This is a genomic window from Streptomyces sp. NPDC057617, from assembly GCF_042800555.1.
Lineage (GTDB): Bacteria > Actinomycetota > Actinomycetes > Streptomycetales > Streptomycetaceae > Streptomyces.
Genome location: NZ_JBHVGV010000001.1, coordinates 303,619 through 323,665 on the forward strand (window position 1 = coordinate 303,619; position 20,047 = coordinate 323,665).

The following is a 20,047-nucleotide window of genomic DNA, read 5'->3' on the forward strand; positions in this document are numbered from 1 at the left end:
TCGGCCGGCCTGTGGGGCGGTTGAGCGGCTGGACCCAGCGCGGAGCACGGCACCGTCCACCGCCGCGGCATTGGGGCGGGACGGCACCGGGCCCTCGGACGACGACGGCGGTTCCGGGCGAGGAGAGGTACCGCTCCCGGGCCCGGCGGGGGCTCGGACACGGCAGCTCGGTACGGCTGGTATGTGCGGGCGGTACGGCTACGGCCACGGCCTGCGGCGGAAGGTGCCACGGCGGAGCCGGTCGATGGAGATCCGGTGGGCGGAGGTCCGGTGACGAGAGTCCGTCCGGCGAACGGGGGTCCGGTGTACGGGGGTGCGCCGCGTTTCCGGGGCCTGCACATCACCACTGTCGCGGCGGGAGCTTCCGGGGCGACGGGGCCGGAGCGCCGGGGGCCTCAGCAGGCCGCGTCGGCGGTCGGGTCAGCGACAGAGGGCGCTGGACGTGCGCCGATAGTCCACGTAGCGGCAGACCACACCGGGGTGCATCGAATGCATGCCCCGTATCCTCACGGCCGGGCGCCGCGCTGTCAATGGACACCTCTTGGTGTCTCATTGTCCGAGACCCTGACGACCTGCGCTTTCATCTCCGCACGCGGGCACGGCGGTTGCCCGGGGGGCGCTTCGGGACCGGTCGGACCGGCCCTGCGCGACGGGCCGTTCAGGCCGGTCCGGGCCGCGCTTCGCCGGGGTGCAGCCACAGCGGACCGTGGCCGGTATCGATCCGTACGGCCTCGGGCGGCGGTTCCGACTCGCCGGTGAGCAGGGCGAGTTCGGGACCGGTCAGGCTGCGCCAGCGCTCCAGCGCCTCCCGGGGCGACCGGCGTACGGGGGTGCGGGGCAGGGGCGCGGCGGCGGCCGTACGGGCGGCTTCGAGGTAGGTCTCCAGCGGCCGCCAGCCCGGTACGCACACCTGCCCGCCCGGGCCGTCGAAGAGCAGCGTGGGCAGTGCGTAGCGGCGGTGGTCGCCGGTCTCCTTCGCACGGCCGGGGTGCGGTCCCGGCCCGTCGAGCCCGAGCACCTCGGGGACGGGGGCGCGGGTCTCTGCCCAGTCGGCGCGGACCGCCTTGCGGGTCAGTGGATCGGCCAGTTCATGGAGCAGCCGGTCGATGTCCAGGCCGGGGATGTCCCGTACGGCGTCCCGGATGCCGGCCGGGGTGTCCGCGGGGGCACCGTGGACGAAGGTGCTCTCGCGCAGGCGCCGCAGCACCCGCTCGGCGATCCCGGGACCCTGCGATGCGGCGGCGGTGGCGGCGAGAGACGCGGGCCAACTCGTACGCGTCAGCCAGCGCAGCCGGTGCGGGTAGGGGGCGTCCGTATGGGCGGTGACCTCGTGGATGAACCGCTCGTACCAGCGGGCCTCGGCATCCGGGTCGGGGGCCGGATCGTCGTCCTCGTCGAAGAGGATCCCGAAGACCTGCCGCCACTGCGCGCGGGCACCGAGGGTCTGCCGGAGTGACCGGAAGACCGGCTCGGAGCCCCAGGCCCAGGGGCAAGCGGGATCGGTGTATTCGGTGATGCGGACCAGTGGCTGAGCCACTGGTTCAGCAACAGGATCAGCCACTGGTCCGGTACGGTCCGGCCGCGGCCCCTGGTCCTCTGCCTGCGCCTGGTCCCGCTCCGGGCCCTGGCCCGCGCTCCGCCCCCGGTCCTGCTCCGGGCCCTGACCCGGATCTCGGCCCGGATCCCGATCCCCCTCGCGAACCCGCTCCTGGCCTTGCTCCCCGCGCCCGCTCACGCCGGCACCACCGGGGAGACATCGCGGGCCTCGGTCCCCTGGCCGGCGTTCCGGGACGCGGCGCCCTCGGCGGCGAGTCCGGCGATGGTCGTACGGCCCAGCACCGACTGCGCGGCGTCCTCGACCGCGCGCCACAGATCCGGCAGCCCCTGGGCGGCGCCCGGGTAGCTGAGCGTCTCGGGCCGTTCGCCGCGGAGCGTGAGGAACTCACCGTCCACCGCGGTCATCACCTCGGCCACACTGATGGCGGCCGGATCGCGGCCGATCCAGTAACCCCCCTCACAGCCGCGCTGGCTGCGGACCAGACCGGCCTGCCGCAGATCCCGGAAGACCGATTTGAGGAACCGGAACGGGATGTCCTGCGCCGACGCGATGCCCTCACAGGTCAGGGGCCGTCCGCTGTCGGCGGCCAGTTCGACGAGCGCCCGTACCGCGTAGTCCGCCTTCGCCGATATCTGCATGTGCACTGTCTCCCCGTGGGTTTCCGTACCTGACGAGTACCGTCCGAGAGCCGCCCGGGAGCCGGGAACGGCCAGCTCGGCGGTAATGGACACATCTTGACATCCATTCGCCGCGCTCTCTACGGTCGGCGCCGGGACCCGCGTACTCTGCCGGACACCCTGCCATGTGCCCGCCGCGTCCCGCCGCCCCGTCGCCAGCCCCCGGTCCGGACCTCGCGTCCGCGGCCCCCGACGAGCAGGATCGCCATGGCCCCGCACACCCCGCCCACCGGCCCCGGACACGACGCGTTCCACCCCGACCTGCCGGACCACCACCACGACCACAAGGACGGTACGGCGGACAGCTCGCTCCCCCTGCGCGCCCGGCTGCACCACATCCGTGCCGACGCGCTCGACGCCGACACCGCACAGACCGGCGGGATGCGGCGCTTCGCGGCCATCAGCGGAAACAGCGTCGGCTCCGAACGTATCTGGATGGGCCAGACCCATGTGGCGCCCGCCACCGCCTCCTCCAACCACCACCACGGCGCGTCGGAGACGGCCATCCATGTGGTGAAAGGGCACCCGGAGTTCGTGTTCCTCGACGACTCCGGCGGCACCCGCGAGGAGATCCGGATCCGTACCTCGCCGGGCGACTACATCTTCGTACCGCCCTATGTCCCGCACCGCGAGGAGAACCCCAGCCCCGACGACGAGGCCGTGGTGGTGATCGCCCGCAGCACCCAGGAGGCGATCGTGGTCAATCTGCCCGAACTGTATGTCCTCGGGCACGAATCCGACGCCGGCTGAGCCCGACACGCCGCCGGGACGGGCAGATTCCTACGGCAAAGCAAGCAACTGAGACCCGGACCCGGAAGCCGTACGGAAACTCCTTCTCGCCTACACCGACGCGGTCGGCAAGTCACCCCGCGAGTTCGCGGACCGTCGCCATGTCGCTGAACGGCAGCAGGCGTTCACCGACGATCTGGTACGGCTCACTGCCCTTCCCCGCGATCAGGACGATGTCCTCGCGGTCCGCGTCGGCGAGTGCGAAGGCGATGGCCCGGCGGCGGTCGGCGAACCGCTCGAAGCGGCAGCCGGTGGCCATCAGCCCCGGAGTGATCTGGTCCATGATCGCCCCGGGGTCCTCGTGCCGTGGATTGTCCGAGGTGACAACGGCCAGATCGGAGTATGTACCGGCGATCTCCCCCATCCGGGCGCGCTTGGTGCTGTCGCGGTCGCCGCCGCAGCCGAAGACCGTGATGATCCGGCCGCGGGCGAAGTCGCGGACAGTGGTGAGCACCTTCTCCAGGGAGTCCGGGGAGTGCGCGTAGTCCACGATGACGGCGGTGCCTCCCGGGGTCTCAAAGCGTTCGAACCGCCCGGGAATCGGCGGCATCTGGTCGAGTGTCCCGACCAGTCCGGGCAGATCGTGCCCGAGCCGATGGCAAGCGGCCACGGTGGCAAGGGCGTTGGCCACCGAGAACCGGCCCGGTACGGGAATCGCCGCCGGGTACTTGCGCCCTTCGTGGTGAAGCGTGAACCGCGTGCCGAACGCGTCCATGGTGAGATCGGTCGCCCGGAAGTCCGCCTCGGCGTCCAGGCCGTATGTGGTCACGGCCCCCGGCATCAGCGCACCGATCCCGGCGCCCACCGGATCGTCGGCATTGACCACCGCATGCCGGCAAAGCCCCTGGAACAGACGGAGTTTGGCGTCCCTGTAGTTCTCCATCGTTCCGTGGTCGTCGAGATGATCCTGCGTCAGATTGGTGAAGACACCGACGTCCGCGTAGGCGTGGTCCACCCGGTGCGTCAGCAGGCCCATGGAGGTGGCCTCCAGAACCACGGTGCCGACCCCGCGGTCGCGCATGCACCCGAGCAGATACTGGAAGTCCGGTGATTCGGGCGTGGTCAGGACCGATCGCGGCATGGGGATCAGTTCGTCGCCGATTCGGCTGCCCGCGGTACCGATGACACCGACCTTCGCGCCCTCGGCGAGCCGCAGCAGGGACTCGGCCATGTACGACACCGAGGTCTTCCCGTTGGTGCCGGTGACGGCCACCACGTCCATTTCCCGCCCGGGGTCACCGTAGTAGCGCGCCGCGACGGCAGACGCGGCCGTACGAGTGTCCCGTACCCGTACCACGCACACACCCGTGTCCGCCCACGCCGAGGACGGAAGATCAGGTGCCCTGGCGTCGACCAGCACCGCCACCGCGCCGCGCGCGAGGGCCGGGCCGATGGACTCGGGACCGCCCCCGCGATGGCCCGGCACGGCGATGAACAGCGAACCCGGCGCCACCCGGTGGGCGTCGAAGCAGATGCCCGCGGTGATCGCCGTCGCCGGATCGCCCCGCAGAGTCTCGTGGTCGTGACCGGCGAGCAACTCGCTCAACTTCACAGGGATCCTCTCGAAGGTGCGGCTCGGGTGCGGCTCGGGTGCGGCTCGAAATCACGGCACGAAGGTGTCGGCGGTGCGGCTCGACGGCACGCCGAGGCATCGCGTGCATGGGTTGGGGGTGACGAGTGAAGACGCCGAGAACCGGCCCGGAGGGTGGCGTGCTACGGCGTTACGCCAATGCGCCGGCCGGGGAGACAGACCCGCCGGGCGGCCGGGGCCGAACGGCCCGACGGCCCCAGCTCCGGCCGTTCCGGTGCGTGCGGCTGAGGGGCGCTAGCCGTGACCGTGCAGCGCGCGGCAGCCGGCTTCCGGCGGGGACAGCGGGCCCGCCCCGGCGGGCACCGCGCCCGCGGCCGCGGAGCACAGCGCGCAGGGGGCCTGTCGCAGGCACTCCCTCACCGCACGTGTACACCCCATGCAGGGAGTGTACGGCCGCCGGACCGGCACGGACGCCGCCCCCGGCGCCGCCGGACCGCGTCACCGCATGCCACAGGGCGGGCCGCACATGGCGCCCCGCCCTGAAACCGCTCTCAAACACTATGGAACATCAACTCGTTCGAGCACCCCCGAAGAGCGAGGCGCCCGGAAGCCGCGGGTCACACTCCCTGGCCGCTGCCGCTGCCGCCACCCGCCGCGGCCTTGATGCCCTGGGTGATCTCGTCCATCACGGACAGCTTGGGCGCCTTGTCATTGATGTCGAAGCCGGAGCGTACGACGACCATCAGGTCCGACGTGGTGGGCGAGGTGAAGGCGAGCGACTGCACATAGCCGTCGTCGCCCCTGCTGGTGACCACCTTCCACCGCACCAGATAGCCCTTCTGCCCGGCGACGGTGACCTCTTCGGACTTCAGCTCCTCGTGGGAGGAGATCTTCCCGTAGATCTCGCCGCCGTAGGACTCCTCGGCGTTCGCCGCGATGTCCTTCTCGGCCGCCGCCTTCGGCGTGGTGGCATCGATCTCCATCGCGGCCGCGGGAGCGGAGAACACCCCGCCCCGGACACAGCTCTGGGACGAGTCCCCGGGGCAGGCGTACTTCCCCGTGGTGACTCCGGCGCCGACGACCCCCGACTCACCGGTCCAGCCGTCCGGTACGGGGATGCTGATCCCGCTGGCCGCGTCGGTGGCGTAGCCGTCCTCGGTCCGGGGCATCCCCGGCGCGCCGCTCTCGCCGCCACCGGGACCGCGCGGCGCCTCCTGCGGCCCGTCGGGCTGACCGGGCCGTGAGGGGGCCGCGGACGGAGCGTCCCCGGCCCGCTGCGCGGTGCTGTCGGAGCCGCCGTCGCGCCCGAGGAGGTAGAAGCCCCCGGCGATGGCCATGGCCACGACCACGGCAATGACACCGACGGCGATCCGCCGGCCACGGTTCGTACGGCCGGGCGGCGGTGCGGCGGGGTACGGGGGCGCGCCGGGGAAGGGAGAGGCGGTCGGCGCTGCCCACTCCGCGGCGGACGCGGCGCGGAGTTCATCGGTCCAGGCAGAACCGTCCCACCAGCGTTCCTGCTGGGGGCCGTCGCCCGAGTGCCCTGGATCCGGATACCAGCCCGGCGGAGTCGTGTATGTCACGCGTCTCAGCGTAAGCATATTGTCTGAACGACTGGTGAGAGCCCCATGAGAATCCCCGTCGCGACCCGGCCGCGACCCGCCTCGCCCCGACACGACCCGCCGCGCCCATGTCAATGGAGCGCGGCCTACCCCGGCGGCCCCGGCGGCCCCGGCGGCCCCGGCGGCCCCGGCGGCCCCGGCGGCCCCGGCGGCACGATCCCGCGTACCACACCGAGCGACACCAGGTCCTGGGGGCGCAGCCGGAGCTGGTCGGCCGTTGCGCGGGTCTCGTCGGGGGCACGCTTGAGGATCGCCGTGGCCAGTTCGGGCGCGATGACCGAGAAGTAACTGTCGTGCGTGGCCCAGGTGTTGTCCGGCGCCGACAGCGCCAGGGCCCCGCCCGAGCCGCCCTCGCCGATCAGCAGGGTGGTGAGCGGCACCCGGGCGGTGGCCACGGCCGCGAAGAGGTCCGCGATGGCGGCGCCCGCTCCCCCGCGCTCCGCTTCGGCGTCGTTGGCCGCGCCGGGCGTGTCCACCAGGGTCAGTACGGGGATGCCCAGCCGGCCGGCGAGCCGGATCAGCCGGGCCGCGGTGCGGTAGCCGGACGGCAGGGTGGGGGTGCCGCACTGCGCGGCGTACGCGACGGTCCGCCCGCCGTGCCGGCCGAACCCGCACAGCATCCCGGGGTCGGTACCGCCGCAGCGGTCACCGACGATCGCCTCGCGCTCGGTGAAGTACGCGTCCAAGTACGCCTCGGCACGCGGCCGTTCGGGCGAGCGGGCCCGGACGACCGCGTCCCATCCGGTGACGGGCAGCTCCCCACGGCCAAGACCGTGAGGCGGCGGTGCGGGCGCCGGTGCGGCGTCCCGTACGCCCGCGCCGCCGCCCGTCAGCAACGTCAGCCAGCGCCCGACCGTGGCGCGCAATTCGCCCTGCGGCACCACCGCGTCGATATGGCCTCCGGCGAGCTGCGCCTCGGCCGTATAGGCGTACGGATCGGCATCAGCGGGCCGTACGCGCGAGCCCGCGAAGCCGATCTGGGCTCCCGGCAGCGCCAGTACGACATCGGCGCCCGCGCCGAGTGTGGCCCAGCCACCGCCGGTCGTCGGGTCGCGCACCACCGCGAGCTGGGGCAGCCCGGCCGCACGGGTGAGCGCGGACTGCCGTGCCACCCGCTGGAGTTGGCGCAGCGCGCGCATCCCCTCCTGCATTCTGCTGCCGCCGGTGGCGATCAACGAGACCACCGGCAGGCGGCGTTCGCGCGCGAGGGAGTACGCGGCCTCCAGCCGGTCGCCCGTACGCTCACCCAGCGAGCCGCCCAGAAAGCGGAACTCGAAGGAGATCACCACCACTTCGGTGGCGCCGATCCGGCCGGTGCCGCAGACGACGGACTCCTGCTCGCCGGTGCGCTCCTCGGCACGGGCGCGCGCGGCGTCGTACCCCTCCCAGCCGAGCGGACCGTCCGGCGCGAACTCGCCCTCCGGCACGGGCAGTTCGGTGAAGGCGCCGCCCTCACCCGCAAGTGCGCCCCCACCGGCCAATGCACCCTCGCCGGCCGGCTCGCCCTCGCCCTCGCCGACGACAGCGGCGATCGCCTCGCGCGCGGTCAGGCGTTCAGCCACGGAGTGCCCGCTTCATGATCTTCCCCATGTCGTTGCGGGGCAGGGCGTCCAGATAGCGCACGGTGCGCGGCCGCTTGTGCACGGCGAGCTGCGCCGCCACATGGTCCGCCAACTCCTCGGCCGACGGAGGGGCTTCGGCACGCGCGGGCACGATCCAGGCAACGATCCGCTCGCCCAGGTCCGCGTCCGGCTCGCCGGTCACAGCGGCCTCCCGTACCCCCGGATGCTCCAGCAGGACGTTCTCGATCTCACCGGCGCCGATCTTGTAACCGCCGCTCTTGATCAGGTCGGTGGCCTTGCGCCCGACGATACGGACGTAGCCGTCGGGATCGCGGATCGCCATGTCCCCGGTGCGGAACCAGCCGTCGGTGAAGGCCTCCCGGGTCGCGTCGGGCCGGTTCAGATACTCGGTGAACAGGTTCGGGCCGCGGACCTGGATCTCGCCGACCGTCTCCCCGTCGTACGCCTCGACCGGGTCGCCGGACTCGTCGACCAGCCGCAGTTCCACGCCGCGCAGCGGCACGCCGACCGTCCCGGCGCGCGGCTCGCCGTCGGCGCGCACACTGGTGTTCATCAGGGTCTCCGTCATGCCGTACCGCTCGATGACACGGCGGCCGGTCGCCGCGGTGATCCGCTGATGGTCGTGGACGGGCAGCGCGGCGGATCCGGACACCAGCAGCCGTGCCCCGGACAGCGCCTTGGCGAGCGCGGGATCGGTGGGCAGCGCTTCGGCGATGCGGTGGTACATGGTCGGTACGCCGAACAGCATCGTGGCCCCCGAGGACAGTTCACGGGTGACGCCTTCGATATCGAACCGGCCCAGGTGGCGCACCGATCCGCCGCGCCGCAGCGGGCCGAGGATGCCCAGGATCAGCCCGTGCACATGGAAGAGGGGCAGGGCCTGGACGAGGACATCGTCGGCGGTCCACTGCCAGGCGTCCTCCAGCGCGTCCAGAGTGGCGGTGAGGGCCCGGCGCGGCAGGACGGCACCCTTCGGCGGGCCGGTGGTACCGGAGGTGTAGACGATCAGGGCGGGGGACTCCGGCGCGTGCTCGGGGAACGGCCCGGCGGGCGCCCCGCCCGGTGTGCCGGTGATGTCCACCCGGTCGAGGGCGGCGAGCGCCGGAGGGAGTACGACACCCTGCTCGGCGACGACGAGCGAGGGGGCGCTGTCGTTGACGATGTGCGCCAGTTCGCGCTCACCGCTCCGCGGGTTGACCGGTACGGCGGGGATCCCGGCCAGCAGCGCGGCCACCACGCCCACGGCCGTACCGAGGGTGGGCGTGGCCCAGACGGCGATCCGCCGCGCACCGGCGATCCGGACGGCCAACGCGCCTGCCGCGTCGGCCAGTTCGGCATGGGTGAGCGTACGGTCGCCGAACCGCAGGGCCGGCCGCTCCGCGCGCGCGGCGAGGGCCGGGAAGAGAGGGGACACGCGTCGTTCTCCTTGCTGTCGACGAGTCTGACCGGTCAGACGGAGCCTGGCACGACCAGGACGAGCCAGACGGCGGCGGGTACCACCGCCACCACGATCCCTCCGTACACCATCAGCTGCCGGAAGAAACGCTCGCGGTCGACGTCGGGCGCCGCCGCCAGCACCAGGGCGCCGTTGGTCGAGAAGGGGCTCACATCGACGACGGTCGCGGAGACCGCGAGCGCCGTGACCATGCCGACCGCGCCGATCTCGCCCTGTGCGAGGAACGGTACGGCGAGCGGGATCAGCGCGCCCATGATGCCGACGGAGGAGGCGAAGGCCGAGATGACCGCGCCGATGTAGCAGAGCAGGACGGCGGCGAGCAGCGGGATGCCGATGTCGCCGACGGCGTTGCCCGCGTAGTCGATGGTGCCCATCTCCTCCAGGACACCGACATAGGTGAGGACTCCGCAGATGAGCAGCACGGTGGGCCAGGCGATGGCGCCCACGGCCCGGCGGCTGGTCTCCGGCCAGCAGGCGCTGAGCAGGACGGCGAGGGTGATGGCGGAGAACCCGGCGTCCAGGTCGAAGCCGAGGACGGCGACAACGAGCGCGACCAGGGCGGCGAGGGTGGCGGTACGGGCGGGGGTGAGGCGGGCGCGCTCCGGGTCGGCCGCCCGGTCAGCGGCCTGGTCCGTCTCGCCGGGCTTCCTGCCGGGCTTCTTGCCGGGCCGGGCCGCACCACCGGACTGCCCGCCGGACTGCCCGCCGGACGGCGCGCCGGTGAGCTTGAGCCCGCCCAGCAGTACGAAGACGATCCCGGCAATGACCAGGTTGGCCGCCAACGAGACCAGGAACAGGGTGAGTTCGCTGCCCGGCAGCTTCTCGCGCTCCACGATGCCGTTGACGATCGAACCGTAGATGCTGATCGGCGAGAACCCGCCGCCCTGCGCGCCGTGCACCACCATCGCGCCCATCAGCAGCGGGCTGATCCCGTACCGGGCGGCGAAGCTGAGCGCGATCGGCGCCACGATCGCCACCGCGGCCGGGGAGACGGCCCCGATCGCGGTCAGCGCGCCGGTGACCGCGAACATCACCCAGGGGATCAGCGCGATCCGGCCGCGGACCAGCCGGATCGCCGCATGGACCAGCCAGTCCGTGGTGCCGTTTGCCCGGGCGATGGCGAAGAGGTAGGTGACACCGACGAGCACCACGAAGAGATCGCCGGGGAAGCCGGCGAAGATGCCGTCCGCGTCGAGACCGGCGACCAGCTCACCGACGCCGAAGGCCGCGGCGAAGGCGAGCGCGCCCATATTGATGGAGCGGGTGGTGGCGATCACGAAGACCGCCACCAGGACAAGGATCGATATGAGTTCGGCGGACATGGCGGGGGCTCCCGTCCCTGGGTCCCTGGTACGTGGCGGAGTTGACGAGCCGTCCGGCCGTCCAACCGTCCGGCCGTCCCGGCCGGCCGAGTGACCAACCGGCCCGCAGAACAACCGGACAAGTGGATGACTGGATGACTGGCCCAGTGGCTCAGTGGCCAAGTGGCTGAACCACACTGGCCGTCGGCCGTCGCGACCGTCAAGGGACCCGACACGAATTGGCTCAGCCACTGGACCACGCGATACGCTGACGCACTCAGAACCCAAAGGCCCATGAGGGCAGGGATGGTGGGTCCGGATGTCCGACGCACTGCGGCCGATGACCCGGCCACGGCTGTACGAACAGGTCCTCGACCGGCTGCGCGGCTATGTCATCGAGGGGAACCTCGGCGCCGGTGACCGGCTGCCGGCCGAGCGGGAGCTGGCGCAGCGCCTCGGGGTCAGCCGTGCCTCCGTCAAGCAGGCGATAGTCGTCCTGGAGGTCCAGGGCCTGGTCGAGGTACGGCACGGCGGCGGCACCTATCTGACGAGGAACGGCCTCGATCCCGAGCCGGTCGAGCGGCTGGTGGAACGCAAGCGACTGCTCCCCGAGGTGCTGGAGGCGCGTGAGGCGCTGGAGACCAAACTCGCCGAACTCGCCGCCGAGCGGCGCACGGAAGAGGATCTCGCCGCGCTGTACGACGCGCTGCACCGGATGACCGACGAGATCGAGGCGGGCGGGTACGGAACGGAAGGCGACCGGCTCTTCCACGCCGCGGTCACCGCCGCCGCGCACAGCGGTCTGCTGGCGGAGTTCATGCGCTCCATCGCGGGCCAGATCGCCGAGAGCCGCACCGAATCCCTGCGCCAGCCCGGCCGCCCCAAGCGGTCACTGGCACAGCACCGGGCCATCCTCGAAGCGATCGAGGCCGGGCGCGGCAAGGCGGCCGCGGCCGCGATGCGGCGCCATGTGCGGACGGTGGCGAAGGTGCGCCTGCTGGACTGGAACCCGGACGACGGCGCCCAGCCGGCCGTCCCGCCCCAGATCCGGCCCGACGCCTCCTGATCAGCGGCACCGCCCCGGCCCGCGCCCGCCCCGCACCCCGGCCGCACCCGCTCTCAGGCCCTGGCCCTCGCCTCAGTTGAAGGTGTCCGGGTCGGGGCCGGTCCGCAGCCCTCGGTCGAGCGACGCCAGCACATCCATGTCCCCGGCCGACAGCTCGAAGTCGAAGACATCGATGTTCTCGCGGATCCGTGCCGGCGTGACGGACTTGGGGATCACGATGTTCCCGAGCTGGAGGTGCCAGCGGAGCACGGCCTGCGCGGGCGACTTCTCGTGCCGCGCCGCGATCTCCGCGATGGCCTCCTCCTGGAGGAGCGCGCCCTGCGCCAGCGGGCTCCACGCCTCGGTCGCGATGTCGTGCTGGGCGTGGAAATCCCGTAGTACCGCCTGCTGGAGGCCGGGGTGCAGCTCGACCTGGTTGAGGACCGGCGCCACACCCGTCTCGTCCAGCAGCCGCTGGAGATGGGCGGGCTGGAAGTTGGACACGCCGATCGCGCGGGCCCGCCCGTCCGCGAGCAGCTTCTCCATCGCGCGCCAGGTGTCGACATAGCGGTCACGCGCCGGAGTGGGCCAGTGGATGAGATACAGATCCACCCGGTCCAGACCGAGCTTGGCGAGGCTGGTGTCGAACGCGGCGAGGGCCGAGTCGTACCCCTGGTTCCTGTTCCACAGCTTGGTGGTGACGAACAGCTCGTCGCGGGGCACTCCGGACGAGGCGATGGCGCGGCCGACGCCTTCCTCGTTGCCGTACACGGCCGCCGTGTCGATGCTGCGGTAGCCCGCCTCCAGAGCGGTCAGGACGGCGTCGGTGGTCTGCGCGTCGTCGACCTGGAAGACACCGAAGCCGAGCCGGGGGATCTTGACGCCGTTGTTGAGGACGACGTTCGGGACGGAAGTCATGGTGTTCCTGTTCTCTTGCTTCGTAGCGTGTACGAGCTGCTTCTCGGCGGGTACGAGCGCGGGGGTCACACCTTTTCCAACGTAACGAGGTCGTCCGCGGAGCGCTCAGTGACAGCGGGCGTACGGCGCTCCAGCGCGCCCGAGACGACCGCGAGGACGAGTGCGGAAGCCGCCAGCGCCGCGCCTACCCAGTTGGGCGCGGTGTACCCGAAGCCCGCGGCGATGACGATGCCGCCGAGCCAGGCGGAGAGCGCGTTGCCGAGGTTGAAGGCCCCGATATTGACGGCGGAGGCCAGGGTGGGCGCGGCGGACGCCTGGTCGAGGACCCGCTTCTGGAGCGGCGGTACGGTCGCGAAACCGAGGGCGCCGATCAGTACGATCGTCACGGCCGCCGCGATCTTGTGGTGAGCGGTGAGCGTGAACAGCGCGAGAACCACGGCGAGCGCCCCCAGGGTCACATACAGCAGCGGCATCAGCCGCCGGTCGGCGAACCGGCCGCCGAGAAGGTTGCCGCCGACCATGCCGATGCCGAAGAGCACCAGCAGCCAGGTCACCGAGGAGTCCGCGAATCCGGCGGTCTCGGTCATCATCGGGGTGATGTAGGTGATCGCGGCGAAGACACCGCCGAAGCCGAGCACGGTCATCGCCATGGCGAGCAGCACCTGCGCGTTGCGGAAGGCCGCCAGTTCGTGGCGCAGCCGTACGCCCTCCGGCCGGGGCTGCTCGGGCACCAGCCCGGCGATCCCCGCGAGCCCGAGCACTCCGAGTCCGGCGACGACGAGGAAGGTCGCCCGCCAGCCGGCGTTCTGTCCGATGAAGGTGCCGAGCGGTACGCCGACGACATTGGCGACGGTGAGTCCGGTGAACATCATGGCGATGGCACCGGCCTTCTTCTCCGGCGCGACCAGGCCCGCCGCCACGACGGAGCCGATCCCGAAGAACGCGCCATGGGCGAGTGAGGCGACGACCCGTCCGGTGAGCATCACCCCGAAGGTGGGTGCGAGCGCGGAGAGCACATTGCCCGCGACGAACAGCCCCATCAGCAGCATCAGCATCCGCTTGCGCGGGATCCGGGTGCCGAGGGCGGTCATCAGCGGGGCGCCCAGGACAACTCCGAGGGCGTAGCCGGTGACCAGCAGCCCGGCGGTGGGGATCGTGACGCCGTACTCGTCGGCCACCTCGGGGAGCAGTCCCATGATCACGAATTCGGTGGTGCCGATCCCGAACGCCCCGATGGCCAGGGCGAGAAGCGCGAGTGGCATGGGTTTCTTGGCCTTCCCAGACGATTGCACATGCGGCTTACACGCGAAGACAATACTTGCACACGCCGACTATTTGCAAGCGCGGTATATTGCGGCAATGTCCTATCCTGGGTGGCTCAGGGGCCCCGTACGCCCTCGCCTCGCCCGCAGGAGGAAGCCATGACCGCCACGGACACCGCGCTGACGGGTCTTGCCCAGGGCTGGTGCGCCCTCTCCCTGCTGCACGGGAGGATCGAGGGGCATATCGAGCGCGTGCTCCAGGCCGGGCACGGCCTCAGCGTCCGGGAGTACTCACTGCTCGACGTTCTCAGCCGTCAGCACGACGGCGAGGGCGGCCATCTCCAGATGAAGCAGGTCGCCGACGCGGTGGTGCTCAGCCAGAGCGCCACGACGCGCCTGGTCACACGGCTGGAGGACCGCGGTCTGCTGACCCGCTACCTCTGCCCGACCGACCGGCGCGGGATCTACACCAATGTCAGCGAGGAGGGGCTGCGGCTGCTCGAACAGGCGCGGCCCACCAACGACCGGGCACTGCGGGAGGCCCTCGACGAGGCGGCCAAGAACCCCGAACTGGCGCCCCTGGTCAGGACGGTCGAGTCCCTCGACACCACCGCCTGACCCGCCGGGGAACGTCTCCGCACACGCGGAAGGGCCGGACAGCGAACCCTCTTCGGGTCCCTGTCCGGCCCTTCGCACGCTTCGTACGGCTTACGACTGCCGCCCGTACGACCGTACGGTCAGCTCCGCCCGCCCTTGCCGTAGCGGCGCTCGAAGCGCTCCACCCGGCCCGCGGTGTCCACGACGCGGCCCTTGCCGGTGTAGAAGGGGTGGCTGGCGGAGGAGATCTCGACATCGATGACGGGGTAGGTGTTGCCGTCCTCCCACTCCACCCGCTCCGCCGAGTCCGCGGTGGAACGGGTCAGGAAGGCGGCTCCCGCGGCACGGTCCCGGAAGACGACCTGACGGGATTCAGGGTGAATACGAGGCTTCATACGGGAATCCTTCCTGATGGTGGAATTCGCTTCCATCAAGTGGTACGTCCGTGTAACGCGACGCCCGCCGGTGGCATTCCCGCCGGGTACCGGACACCGAAAGAAGGGACACTGGGTGTGGCGGGCCCGTGGCGGCCCCCGGCGGAACGCGCGCGGAGAGCAGGAAGTGGGCGGCACTCATGGGTGAGTTGATCCTTGTACGGCACGGAGAGACCACCTGGTCCCTCTCCGGGCAGCACACCAGTTACACCGATCTCCCGATGACGGAGCGCGGTGAGAACCAGGCCCGCTCGCTCGTGCCGCTGCTCAGCGAGCGCCGTATCGGTCTGACGCTCGTGAGCCCCATGACCCGCGCCCGGCGCACCGCCGAGCTGGCCGGCCTCGGCACCTTCCGGGTCACCCCGGATCTGCGGGAGTGGAACTACGGCGGGTACGAGGGCATCACGACCGCCGAGATCCACCGCACCCGGCCCGACTGGGACCTCTGGACCGACGGCGTCGTGCCCGGCTCCGCCAGCCAGCCCGGGGAGAGTCCCGCGGATGTCGGGCACCGCGCGGACAGTGTCCTCGCCGAGGCCCTCAAGGCGCTCGACTCCAGTGACGACGATGTCGCCCTCGTCTCGCACGCCCACTTCCTCCGGGTGCTCACGGCGCGCTATCTCGGGCTCGCCCCGGCGGCCGGGGCGCTCTTCCTGCTCGCCACCGGGACCGTCTGCCGGCTGGGCACGGAGCACGGCCGGCCGGTGATCACGGCCTGGAACCTGGCGCTCCCCGAAGGCCTGCTGCGCGCCACGGCGCGGGAGAAGGAGCACCGGGAGAAGGAGCACAAGGAGAACGTCGCCTGACGGCGGCGGGACGGCGGGCGGCGCGAGCGGCGGTACGACGGCACAGGCGAGGGAACCGCCGCTCGGAGCCGGCTCGCACCGCCCAGAACACCCGGAACGCTCAGAACGCTCACAGCCGCCCGAGGTCGGCCGAGAACCAGTGCTCGGGCCGCATCCGCATCACCACCTGATCGCGGTACTCACGCATCGCGAGGTCGACATAGGCGTCGACCTTGTCGGCCGCGAGATAGCGGGCCGACATCTCCCGGACCTGGTCGCGGGTGGCGGGCTCGGTGGCGGTCACCGGGCCCTCGACCGAGACGTACCGGATCGTGGGCTCGGTTCGGTCGGCGAGCAGCGAGAACCGGCCCGCCGCCTCGATGAGCCGCCCCTTGCGCGAGGTACTGCCCGTCATGATCCAGAGGTCGCCGCCGGGCCGGTACTGGTACCAGATGGGGACGGTGAGCGGAGCCCGGCCGTCCGCCGCGTTCACCGCCAGCGCGCCGATGTACGGCTCGGCCAGGAACTGTTCGCGCTCTTCTCGGGTCAGGGCCACGGGATTTCCTCCGTCTGTGCTGTGCACGGCTCACGCCTTGGTACGCGCCGGTCCGCCCGGGTACGGGCGGCGGCCCCCTCAGCATGGGCAGCCGCTCCGTCCGGGTGGCGGCGACGCGCCGCCGTACGGAGGAAAAACGGAGGGCGGAGGGGGGGGGGGGGGGGGGTTTCCCTGACCCACCCGCGCCGGTTGCTCCTCGCTCGTCCACTCGGATGCGCTACGGGCGACGGAGCTACCAGGCCCCGCACCGACCGCGCTGGCGGCAAACCCCCCCCCCCCCCCCCCGGCGCCCTTGTCGTCCCGGCCCTCTCAGGCCTTCGGGGACGCCGTACTACGCGTACGCGTTATGCGTTACGAGGGAAGGATGTTCTCCGCCTGGGGGCCCTTCTGGCCCTGGGTGACGTCGAACGTGACCTTCTGGCCTTCCTGGAGCTCACGGAAGCCGGACGTCGCGATGTTCGAGTAGTGCGCGAACACGTCGGGGCCACCGCCGTCCTGGGCGATAAAGCCGAAGCCCTTTTCCGAGTTGAACCACTTCACTGTGCCACTGGCCATTGCTCAGTCTCCGTTTCAAGGGACGCGTGATTCCCGCACGGTGCGGGAACCGGAGGTGATCGCCCTGGTCCGCAGAGACGCTGAACAGCACAAACGCCCGTGACGGCACGTCACGGGCGAGCGGTACTTCGGAACCACGACAGCTGATCAAGACGCTACAGGGCCCGAAGCGATACAGCCACAGAAACGACCAACTCTTGCGCCCGTGGCGTGTACCGGACCGCGATCGGCCCAACCCGCTCAGCGATCGCCGCACCCCGGTCAGCCGGCCCGTACGACCTACGGCCGAAGCCAGTTTTGCAGATCCTGCACTTTTGCATACCCTGCAATATGTGACGGACGACGGTGCGGTGCCTGGGCTCCGCGAGCGGAAGAAGCGGGCCACCCGGGCAGCCCTGGCGGAGGCGGCGGTGCGGCTGGCCGCCGAACATGGGGCCGAGAACGTGACGGTCGAGGCGATCAGCGAGGCCGCCGGGGTCTCGCCGCGTACGTTCTTCAACTACTTCGACAGCCACGACGACGCGTTCGTCATGATCGACCGGGACGCCGGGGAGCGGGTGCGGCGGGCGGTACGGGAGGCACCCGCCGGACTGTCGCCGCTCGACGCGGTACGCGAGGCGCTCGCCACCGAACTTGTCGATGTGGCCGAGCGGCAGGAGATCTGGACCCTGCGGGCCAAGGTGCTCCAGCGCTCGCCGCAACTGCTGGTGCGGGGCCTGGGCGCGCATATGGCCGAGGAAATCGAGATGGCCGAGACCATCGCCGTACGGATCGGCTCGCGCGCCCCGCGCAAGGAGCCACCGGCCGCGGCCGGGAGCTGTGAGAACGGTCCGGGCGCCCCCGGGCCCGATCTCTACTCACGGCTGCTCGCCGCCGTCGCCGGTACCGCCGCCCGGGTGGCCATCGAGCACTGGTGCGCGCAGGGGCCGGGCGCCGACTTCCCCGAGGTGCTCCGGAGCGTCTTCGCCCATCTCGCGGCGGGCCTCCCGGAGCCCCCTCCCGCCACCGGCCTCCCGGAGCCGTCCCCGACCGGCTGACCCTCCCCTGCCCACCGACTTCCGTCTCCTCGTACGTACCCCGAAGAAGGACACCTTGAGTGCAATAGACGCGCCGGAACAGGCGCCGACCTCCATGTCCAACAAGCAGATCCTTCAGGCCATGTCAGGGCTGATGGCCGGAATGTTCGTGGCCATCCTGGCCGGAACAGTGGTGGCCAACGCGCTGCCCCGGATCATCACCGATCTGCGGGGCAGCCAGTCCTCGTACACCTGGGTCGTCACCTCCGAACTGCTCGCCATGACGGCGACCGTGCCGCTGTGGGGCAAGCTCTCCGACCTCTACAACAAGAAGCTGCTGCTGCAGATCTCGCTCGCCATGTTCGTGGCCGGGTCGCTGCTCGCCGGCTTCTCGCAGGGCGTCGGGCTGCTGATCTTCAGCCGGGTCGTCCAGGGCATCGGCGCGGGCGGTCTGACCGCTCTCGCGCAGGTCGTCATGGCGGCGGTCATCCCGCCCCGGCGGCTGGGCAGGTACGCGGGGATCTTCGGCGCGGTCTTCGCCGTCGGTACGGTGGCGGGGCCGCTGGTCGGCGGTCTGCTGGTGGACACCTCGTGGCTGGGGTGGCGCTGGTGCTTCTTCATCGGGGTGCCGTTCGCGCTGGCCGCGATCCTGATCCTGCAGCGCACCCTGCGGCTGCCCACGGTGCGCCGTGAGGTGAAGATCGACTATCTGGGCGCGTTCCTGATCGTCGCGGGAGTCTGCGCGCTGCTGATCTGGACCTCGCTGGCGGGCAACGAGTTCGACTGGGCGTCCTGGCAGACAGCCGCGCTGACCGGTACGGGCGTGGTGCTGCTGGTGGCCGCGGTCTTCGTGGAGGGGCGGGTGCCCGAGCCGGTCATTCCGCTGGGCATCTTCCGCAACCGCACGGTCTCCCTGACCACCCTGGCCAGCCTGCTGGTCGGTGTGGCGATGTTCGGCGGCACCGTCTTCCTCTCGCAGTACTTCCAGATCTCGCTGGGCAAGTCCCCCACCATCGCGGGGCTGATGAGTCTGCCGATGATCCTCGGTCTGCTGGTGTCCTCCACGGTCGCGGGCCAGATCATCAGCGCCACCGGCAAGTGGAAGATCCATCTGATCGCGGGTGCCGTGATCATGACGGGCGGTCTCGCGCTGCTGGCGACCATCGACGCCGACACCGGCTTCGGCCTGCTCAGCGTCTATATGGCGGTGCTCGGTATCGGTGTCGGCATGCTGATGCAGAACCTGGTGCTCGCCGCGCAGAACGATGTGCCCGCGGCCGAACTGGGCGCGGCCACCTCGGTCCTGTCGTTCTTCCGCAGCATGGGCGGAACGATCGGTACGAGCGTGCTGGGCGCGATCCTCGCCAACCGGGTGACGGCCGAGATGGCCAAGAGCCTGGGCGGCTCGGGGGCGGCGGCGTCCGGCGGCTCGGGCGAGGGCGCCGTACCGGACATCTCCACGCTGCCCGCGCCGATGCGGGAGATCGTGCAGCACGCGTACGGAGTGGCCACGGCCGAACTCTTCCTGGTCGCGGCCCCGTTCGCGGCGCTGGCGCTGATCGCGGTGCTCTTCGTCAAGGAGAAGCCGCTCAAGACGACCAGCGGGATGGAGCGGCTCGCGGAGGAGAGCAAGCAGGGGCCGTCCGGCAGCGGCGCCGATGCGGGCGCAGACGCCCCGGCGGTTCCGCCCGCCCCAGTGGGCTGACCCGGCGGCTCTCCGGCTCCGGTCCGGCGGGCGGGTCACGGACTCAGGCCCCGGTCGCTCCCTCGCGGGTGCGGCCGGGGCCCTGTGCGTTCCGCTCAGTGGTCGTCCCAGTGGCCCTCGTGCTCGGCGTGCCGGTGTCCGTCGTGCACATAGTCGACATGGTCGTCGTGGGGCACCGCCACATGCCCGCACCCTTCGCCGTGCTGGTGTGCGTGGCCGCCGTGCGGGGCGTGGCTGCCGGGCTCGCACTCATCCACATGGTCCCCGTGCATATGGTGGATATGGCCGTCATGTACGTAGTCCACATGGTCGTTGTGCGGGACGGCCACATGGCCACAGCCGCCACCGTGCTGGTGGGTGTGGTCGGGGTGGGGAGCGTGTGCAGTCGTCATGGCTCTCTCCGGTCGTCCTTCGGAGCCGGCGCGGCCCGTCCGGTCCACGGGCACTGCCGGGCTGATGTCGCCACCCCAACGAGCCGTGGGACAACCGCGTCACCGTCGATGCTGCATTCGAGTGCGCCCGGGTGGACGCGGGAGTCAACGCGGAAGGGGCGACGGGCTCCGGGCCCGTCGCCCCCTCCGCCCACCGGCCGTATCGGCGGAACGCCGGGTGAGAGACCGTACGGGTGCGGGACCGCCGGGAAGGCGCTTCCGCGGC

Annotated in this window: 19 protein-coding genes; 6 read left to right on the forward strand and 13 right to left on the reverse strand. The window is 71.5% G+C overall.

The window, feature by feature from the left end:
- Nucleotides 1-658 precede the first annotated feature (658 nt).
- Together ACFU9P_RS01315 and ACFU9P_RS01320 are read right to left on the reverse strand one after the other, a co-directional pair.
- Nucleotides 659-1,537 carry a DsbA family protein gene (locus ACFU9P_RS01315; protein WP_384076966.1) on the reverse strand — a complete coding sequence of 293 codons (879 nt, stop codon included), beginning with the start codon at nt 1,535-1,537 and terminating at the stop codon, nt 659-661.
- Nucleotides 1,538-1,731: 194 nt separating this feature from the next.
- Complete coding sequence (locus ACFU9P_RS01320; RefSeq protein WP_384076968.1) at nt 1,732-2,196, reverse strand: RrF2 family transcriptional regulator; 465 nt, start codon at nt 2,194-2,196, stop codon at nt 1,732-1,734.
- 246 nt (nt 2,197-2,442) lie between these two features.
- Here ACFU9P_RS01320 and ACFU9P_RS01325 point away from each other — a divergent pair, with 246 nt between their 5' ends.
- A complete protein-coding gene (locus ACFU9P_RS01325) occupies nt 2,443-2,985 on the forward strand; it encodes a cupin domain-containing protein (RefSeq protein ID WP_384076971.1) in 543 nt (180 codons plus the stop codon).
- 112 nt (nt 2,986-3,097) lie between these two features.
- On the opposite strand, the gene ACFU9P_RS01330 is transcribed toward ACFU9P_RS01325, so the two are convergent.
- The 5 genes from ACFU9P_RS01330 to ACFU9P_RS01350 all read right to left on the reverse strand — a co-directional run bounded on the left by ACFU9P_RS01330 (nt 3,098) and on the right by ACFU9P_RS01350 (nt 10,538).
- The gene (locus tag ACFU9P_RS01330; protein ID WP_384076973.1) at nt 3,098-4,576 is read right to left on the reverse strand and encodes a UDP-N-acetylmuramoyl-L-alanyl-D-glutamate--2,6-diaminopimelate ligase; all 1,479 of its coding nucleotides are present in this window, start codon (nt 4,574-4,576) and stop codon (nt 3,098-3,100) included.
- A gap of 596 nt (nt 4,577-5,172) precedes the next feature.
- Nucleotides 5,173-6,138 carry a DUF2510 domain-containing protein gene (locus ACFU9P_RS01335; RefSeq protein WP_384076976.1) on the reverse strand — a complete coding sequence of 322 codons (966 nt, stop codon included), beginning with the start codon at nt 6,136-6,138 and terminating at the stop codon, nt 5,173-5,175.
- Nucleotides 6,139-6,263: 125 nt separating this feature from the next.
- Complete coding sequence (locus tag ACFU9P_RS01340) at nt 6,264-7,658, reverse strand: carboxyl transferase domain-containing protein (RefSeq protein WP_384077891.1); 1,395 nt, start codon at nt 7,656-7,658, stop codon at nt 6,264-6,266.
- A gap of 73 nt (nt 7,659-7,731) precedes the next feature.
- Complete coding sequence (locus ACFU9P_RS01345) at nt 7,732-9,174, reverse strand: acyl-CoA synthetase (protein ID WP_384076979.1); 1,443 nt, start codon at nt 9,172-9,174, stop codon at nt 7,732-7,734.
- A gap of 35 nt (nt 9,175-9,209) precedes the next feature.
- On the reverse strand, nt 9,210-10,538 hold the full coding sequence (locus ACFU9P_RS01350) for an SLC13 family permease (RefSeq protein ID WP_384076982.1): 1,329 nt from the start codon (nt 10,536-10,538) through the stop codon (nt 9,210-9,212).
- Nucleotides 10,539-10,836: 298 nt separating this feature from the next.
- Here ACFU9P_RS01350 and ACFU9P_RS01355 point away from each other — a divergent pair, with 298 nt between their 5' ends.
- The gene (locus tag ACFU9P_RS01355) at nt 10,837-11,583 is read left to right on the forward strand and encodes a FadR/GntR family transcriptional regulator (RefSeq protein ID WP_384076985.1); all 747 of its coding nucleotides are present in this window, start codon (nt 10,837-10,839) and stop codon (nt 11,581-11,583) included.
- A gap of 72 nt (nt 11,584-11,655) precedes the next feature.
- Here the strand turns inward: ACFU9P_RS01355 and ACFU9P_RS01360 are convergent, their stop codons facing one another.
- Both ACFU9P_RS01360 and ACFU9P_RS01365 read right to left on the reverse strand, forming a co-directional pair.
- On the reverse strand, nt 11,656-12,480 hold the full coding sequence (locus tag ACFU9P_RS01360; RefSeq protein WP_384076987.1) for an aldo/keto reductase: 825 nt from the start codon (nt 12,478-12,480) through the stop codon (nt 11,656-11,658).
- Between the two features lie 65 nt (nt 12,481-12,545).
- Complete coding sequence (locus ACFU9P_RS01365; RefSeq protein WP_384076990.1) at nt 12,546-13,742, reverse strand: MFS transporter; 1,197 nt, start codon at nt 13,740-13,742, stop codon at nt 12,546-12,548.
- A gap of 159 nt (nt 13,743-13,901) precedes the next feature.
- Between ACFU9P_RS01365 and ACFU9P_RS01370 the strand changes: the two genes are divergently transcribed.
- The gene (locus ACFU9P_RS01370; RefSeq protein WP_384076993.1) at nt 13,902-14,360 is read left to right on the forward strand and encodes a MarR family winged helix-turn-helix transcriptional regulator; all 459 of its coding nucleotides are present in this window, start codon (nt 13,902-13,904) and stop codon (nt 14,358-14,360) included.
- 119 nt (nt 14,361-14,479) lie between these two features.
- Here the strand turns inward: ACFU9P_RS01370 and ACFU9P_RS01375 are convergent, their stop codons facing one another.
- Nucleotides 14,480-14,734 carry a type B 50S ribosomal protein L31 gene (locus ACFU9P_RS01375; RefSeq protein WP_384076996.1) on the reverse strand — a complete coding sequence of 85 codons (255 nt, stop codon included), beginning with the start codon at nt 14,732-14,734 and terminating at the stop codon, nt 14,480-14,482.
- A gap of 179 nt (nt 14,735-14,913) precedes the next feature.
- Between ACFU9P_RS01375 and ACFU9P_RS01380 the strand changes: the two genes are divergently transcribed.
- Nucleotides 14,914-15,579, forward strand: coding sequence for a histidine phosphatase family protein (locus ACFU9P_RS01380; protein ID WP_376382055.1), 666 nt, complete (start codon nt 14,914-14,916; stop codon nt 15,577-15,579).
- A 109-nt stretch (nt 15,580-15,688) separates the two neighbouring features.
- On the opposite strand, the gene ACFU9P_RS01385 is transcribed toward ACFU9P_RS01380, so the two are convergent.
- Both ACFU9P_RS01385 and ACFU9P_RS01390 read right to left on the reverse strand, forming a co-directional pair.
- Nucleotides 15,689-16,114 (reverse strand): pyridoxamine 5'-phosphate oxidase family protein, encoded by a 426-nt coding sequence (locus ACFU9P_RS01385; RefSeq protein WP_376382057.1) that lies wholly within the window; start codon nt 16,112-16,114, stop codon nt 15,689-15,691.
- Between the two features lie 351 nt (nt 16,115-16,465).
- Nucleotides 16,466-16,669 carry a cold-shock protein gene (locus tag ACFU9P_RS01390; protein WP_041994569.1) on the reverse strand — a complete coding sequence of 68 codons (204 nt, stop codon included), beginning with the start codon at nt 16,667-16,669 and terminating at the stop codon, nt 16,466-16,468.
- Nucleotides 16,670-16,992: 323 nt separating this feature from the next.
- Between ACFU9P_RS01390 and ACFU9P_RS01395 the strand changes: the two genes are divergently transcribed.
- Complete coding sequence (locus ACFU9P_RS01395) at nt 16,993-17,706, forward strand: TetR/AcrR family transcriptional regulator (protein ID WP_384077892.1); 714 nt, start codon at nt 16,993-16,995, stop codon at nt 17,704-17,706.
- 94 nt (nt 17,707-17,800) lie between these two features.
- Nucleotides 17,801-19,390 carry an MDR family MFS transporter gene (locus ACFU9P_RS01400; RefSeq protein ID WP_384077893.1) on the forward strand — a complete coding sequence of 530 codons (1,590 nt, stop codon included), beginning with the start codon at nt 17,801-17,803 and terminating at the stop codon, nt 19,388-19,390.
- A 95-nt stretch (nt 19,391-19,485) separates the two neighbouring features.
- On the opposite strand, the gene ACFU9P_RS01405 is transcribed toward ACFU9P_RS01400, so the two are convergent.
- Nucleotides 19,486-19,782, reverse strand: a complete 297-nt coding sequence (locus ACFU9P_RS01405; RefSeq protein WP_376386989.1) for a hypothetical protein — start codon at nt 19,780-19,782, stop codon at nt 19,486-19,488.
- Nucleotides 19,783-20,047 lie beyond the last annotated feature (265 nt).